Source organism: Microcoleus sp. S13_C3, assembly GCF_036700905.1.
Lineage (GTDB): Bacteria > Cyanobacteriota > Cyanobacteriia > Cyanobacteriales > Microcoleaceae > Microcoleus.
This window is the reverse complement of sequence record NZ_JAUBPT010000312.1, coordinates 1-2871: the sequence shown is the minus strand read 5'-3', so window position 1 is coordinate 2871 and position 2871 is coordinate 1. Positions and strand designations below refer to the sequence as shown.

Sequence of the window (2871 nt, the reverse complement as noted above, 5' to 3'; positions counted from 1 at the left end):
TCCCGCCCGTCCAAAAAGGACGGGCGGGACGCCCATCCCACAATAACAATTAAAATTGTAAGTTATTTAATTCGCGCTCCTTAAACAGCAAGTTGTGAACAAACCTGACGGTCAACGGAGTACCGTTAGACCGCAGGCTTCTTGTTTGCTTTTTTACAAAGGCTTTTTATAGTGAGGTAGTTCCACCCCCACTTACTAATATATTACCAGAGTATTTCCAGATTATCAAGGGACATAAAAGAATAATTGTCGGCTTCCGTCCGCGACATCCGACGCTTCTTTCCATCACGCGGGCGTAATTCATTCGGGGTACTTCGCGCAGCGCTCAGATATGTCCCCTCTGAATATACCGAGGGACTTCCCGGCTGGCAGTTAAATCTGCTAGCTGTCGCAAAGACAATGAACTGCTCTCGCGCGCGCCCAAGTCCGAGAAAAAAACTCGCCTGCCCTTGACAACTCATACTCGTTATGAGTACGCTATAAAAAGCAAAGGAATTGAACCCAAGTACCCAAAAATTTAAAATCATGCTGACGAATCAAGAAGGTCAAAGAGTACCCAAAGTCACCTTTCGCACTCGCAAAGACAACGAGTGGGTCGATGTCACCACCGATGATATATTTGCAGGCAAAACCGTAGTAGTCTTCTCGCTGCCAGGAGCTTTTACTCCCACTTGTTCGTCAACGCACCTCCCCGGTTACAACGAATTGGCCAAAGTTTTCAAAGAAAACGGCGTAGATGAAATCGTTTGTATTTCCGTCAACGACACTTTTGTGATGAATGAGTGGGCCAAAGACCAAGAATCAGACAATGTGACGTTAATTCCCGACGGTAACGGCGAATTTACTCAAGGCATGGGAATGCTGGTAGACAAAACAGATTTAGGCTTTGGCAAGCGGTCTTGGCGCTATTCGATGCTGGTAAAAGATGGCGTTGTTGAAAAAATGTTTATTGAGCCAGAGGAACCGGGCGATCCTTTCAAAGTGTCTGATGCCGAGACGATGCTCAACTACATCAACTCCGCAGCAACCAAGCCGAAGCTAGTTTCGCTGTTTACAAAAATGGGCTGTCCCTTCTGCGCTAAGGCTAAGGGAATGCTGAGTCAAAAGGGCTTGGATTATGAAGAAATCGTTTTGGGTCGGGATATCACAACCCGATCGCTCCGGGCTATGACTGGGGCTACAACTGTGCCGCAAGTATTTATCGACGGCAAGTTGATCGGTGGTTCCGAAGCCCTAGAGTCTTATTTGGCAGTGGCCTAGTTAAACAACAATACTTAGCCTGCGGGTGCACAGTGCACACCTTACTCGTTGTACGGTGCGTACTGTGCACCTTTGCCGTATTTGGGGGTATTTAGCCTAATCAAGCTTCGGTGTCAAAAGTTCGATCGGTCTATTTATCCATTCTCGTGCCACAATTACTGGGGAAGTAATATTAAAAACGCAAGAAATGGGAGTGAACGATCGTGGATTTGAGTTTAGTCGCGTCAAATATCTTAAATCCACCCATATTAGCTTTTTTCATGGGAATGCTGGCAATTTTTCTCAAATCTGATTTAGAAATTCCAGCGCCCATCCCCAAACTGTTTTCGCTGTACTTGCTGTTTGCGATCGGATTTAAAGGCGGCGTCGAACTATCCAAAAGCGGAATTGACCAGCAAGTTGCCCTGACAATTTTGGCAGCGATGCTGATGTCAATGCTAGTACCAATTTATACTTTTTTCATACTGAGGGTAAAACTAGACTCCTACAATGCCGCGGCGATCGCAGCCACCTACGGTTCCATCAGCGCCGTCACATTTATCACCGCAACCTCCTTCCTCACAGCACAGGGGATCGACTTTGACGGTTACATGGTAGCCGCGCTAGCATTAATGGAATCCCCAGCAATTATAGTTGGTCTCATTCTAGTCAGTGTATTTGGCGGGGAAGAAGGAAAACGCGAAATAGTTTGGTCAGAAGTGTTGCAAGAAGCATTCCTAAACAGTTCAGTTTTTCTGCTGATTGGCAGCCTAATTATGGGCATAATGACAGGAGAACATGGTTGGGAAGTTATGAGTCCGTTTACTCAAGACTTGTTTTACGGAGTTTTAACTTTTTTCTTGCTAGACATGGGGCTGGTTGCCGCTAGCAGAATTAAAGATTTGCAAGAAGCAGGAATTTTTCTGATCGGCTTTGCAATCCTAATTCCCATAGTCAACGCAGTAATTGCTTTGGTAATAGCCAAATTAATCGGAATGCCACAGGGAGACACTTTGCTGTTTGCCGTATTGTGCGCGAGTGCTTCTTATATAGCAGTACCAGCAGCCATGCGCCTAACTGTTCCCGAAGCGAATCCAAGTCTTTACATTTCAACTGCCTTAGCAGTGACATTTCCATTTAATATCATTGTAGGCATTCCCCTGTATCTATACGGAATCAATATGTTTTGGAGGTGAGATGATGGAGTCAGTCAAAAGAGTAGAAATCATAGCCCACTCAGTGGAACTCGGCAAGATTTTAGACGGTTTAGACAAAGCGGGCGTACCCGGTTATTCGGTGATTCGTGATGTGGCTGGAAAAAGCACTAGGGATCACGTTTCCCGTGATTCATCAATGACGGCGCTGGATAACATTTATGTGCTTGCTTTTTGTTCACCAGCTCAAGTTTCAGCAGTTGCAGAAAACATTAGACCCGTGCTCAATAAATTTGGTGGGTCGTGTTTTATTTCAGATGCGGTGGAATTGCTAATTACTAGGTGCGTTGGGTAGTCATTAGTCATTAGTCATTAGTCATTAGTTATTAGTCATTAGTCATTGGTCATTAGTCATTAGTCATTAGTCATTAGTCATTAGTCATTAGTCATTAGTCATTAGTCATTAGTCATTAGTCAT

General features: G+C 44.8%; 3 protein-coding genes. All 3 read left to right on the top strand.

Translation table 11 applies throughout. The features are described 5' to 3' along the window. Positions 1-525 precede the first annotated feature (525 nt). The 3 genes from QUA16_RS36220 (at position 526) to QUA16_RS36210 (ending at position 2748) form a co-directional block, all read left to right on the top strand. Positions 526-1260: a glutathione peroxidase gene (locus QUA16_RS36220; RefSeq protein WP_333109654.1), complete on the top strand. Its 735-nt coding sequence runs from the start codon at positions 526-528 to the stop codon at positions 1258-1260. 203 nt (positions 1261-1463) lie between these two features. Next, positions 1464-2435, top strand: coding sequence for a sodium-dependent bicarbonate transport family permease (locus tag QUA16_RS36215; RefSeq protein ID WP_333109655.1), 972 nt, complete (start codon positions 1464-1466; stop codon positions 2433-2435). A 1-nt stretch (position 2436) separates the two neighbouring features. Next, complete coding sequence (locus QUA16_RS36210; RefSeq protein ID WP_223300725.1) at positions 2437-2748, top strand: P-II family nitrogen regulator; 312 nt, start codon at positions 2437-2439, stop codon at positions 2746-2748. Positions 2749-2871: the final 123 nt, after the last annotated feature.